The organism is Mycobacterium sp. 1245499.0 (assembly GCF_001673615.1).
Lineage (GTDB): Bacteria > Actinomycetota > Actinomycetes > Mycobacteriales > Mycobacteriaceae > Mycobacterium > Mycobacterium europaeum_A.
This window is the reverse complement of the sequence record NZ_LZMG01000013.1, coordinates 1-1,283: the sequence shown is the minus strand read 5'-3', so window position 1 is coordinate 1,283 and position 1,283 is coordinate 1. Positions and strand designations below refer to the sequence as shown.

General features: G+C 66.5%; 1 pseudogene. It reads left to right on the top strand.

The window, feature by feature from the left end:
- Positions 1-127: 127 nt before the first annotated feature.
- Positions 128-1,283, top strand: a pseudogene (locus A5646_RS00530) (HNH endonuclease signature motif containing protein); the annotation flags it as partial.

Sequence of the window (1,283 nt, the reverse complement as noted above, 5' to 3'; positions counted from 1 at the left end):
CCCAAATCACTTGTGCCTCTTTTGTTTCAGTGGTTTCAGGGGAGCGCTTTTTGTCGGTGGCCCGTTCTAGCATTCGAACATGAGTTCGATAGATGACCGGGAGCAGATTTAGGCCGACGCTGACGCGTTGTGCGCTGCGGCCGCTCGTTTTCACCAGCATTCCTATGCGGCGCTGACCAACCCCGAACGCCTGGCACTGTTGGAAAAGCTCGAATGCGCAACCCGCAAGCTCCAAACGCCAAGCCACCAACTCATCAACCAGCTTGGCGAGCAAGCAGATCCGGCCGAACTGGGCGGCAAGCTGCCCTGGGTGTTGGCCGACCGGCTGCACATCACCCGGGCCGAGGCCGCACGGCGCATCGCCGAGGCCGCCGATCTGGGCCCGCGCCGCACGCTGACCGGCGAGCCGCTGGCGCCGGTGCTGCCCGCCACCGCCGCGGCCCAGCAAGATGGGGCGATCGGCGCCGACCACGTGGCCGTGATCCGGCGGTTCTTCCACCACCTGCCCGAAGCCGTGGACCTCGACACCTGCGAACACGCCGAAAAGCAACTGGCCGCCACGGCCACCCAATTTCGCCCCGACCAACTCACCACACTGGCCCGCCGCCTGATGGACTGCCTCAACCCCGACGGCACCTACACCGACGCCGACCGCGCGCGCATGCGCGGACTGGTGCTCGGCAACCAACAAACCGACGGCATGTCGCGCCTGAGCGGATGGCTGACGCCCGAAGCCCGCGCCACCCTCGAGGCGGTACTGGCCAAACTCACCGCCCCCGGCATGTGCAACCCCGACGACGAGCAGCCGGTCATCGACAGCGCCCCGCCCCAAGACGCGGTGCAACGCGACACCCGCAGCACCGCCCAACGCCACCACGACGGCCTCAACGCCGCCCTACGCGCCCTGCTGGCCAGCGCAAAACTCGGCCAACACAACGGATTACCAGCCTCCATCATCCTCACCACCACACTCGAGGACCTCGAACGCAACACCGGCACAGCCCTCACCGCCGCCGGCACCCTGCTCCCCATGTCCGACGTCATCCGCCTGGCCCGCCACGCCCACCACTATCTCGCCATCTTCGACAAAGGCACATCGCTGGCCCTGTACCACACCAAGCGCCTGGCCTCACCCGGCCAACGAATGTCCTGCACGCCAAGGACCGTGGATGTTCACATCCGGGTTGCGACGTGCCCGGCTACTACTGCGAAGTCCACCACGTCCAAGACTGGGTCAAGACTGAGCGCACCGACATCGACCAACTCACCCTGGCCTGCGGACC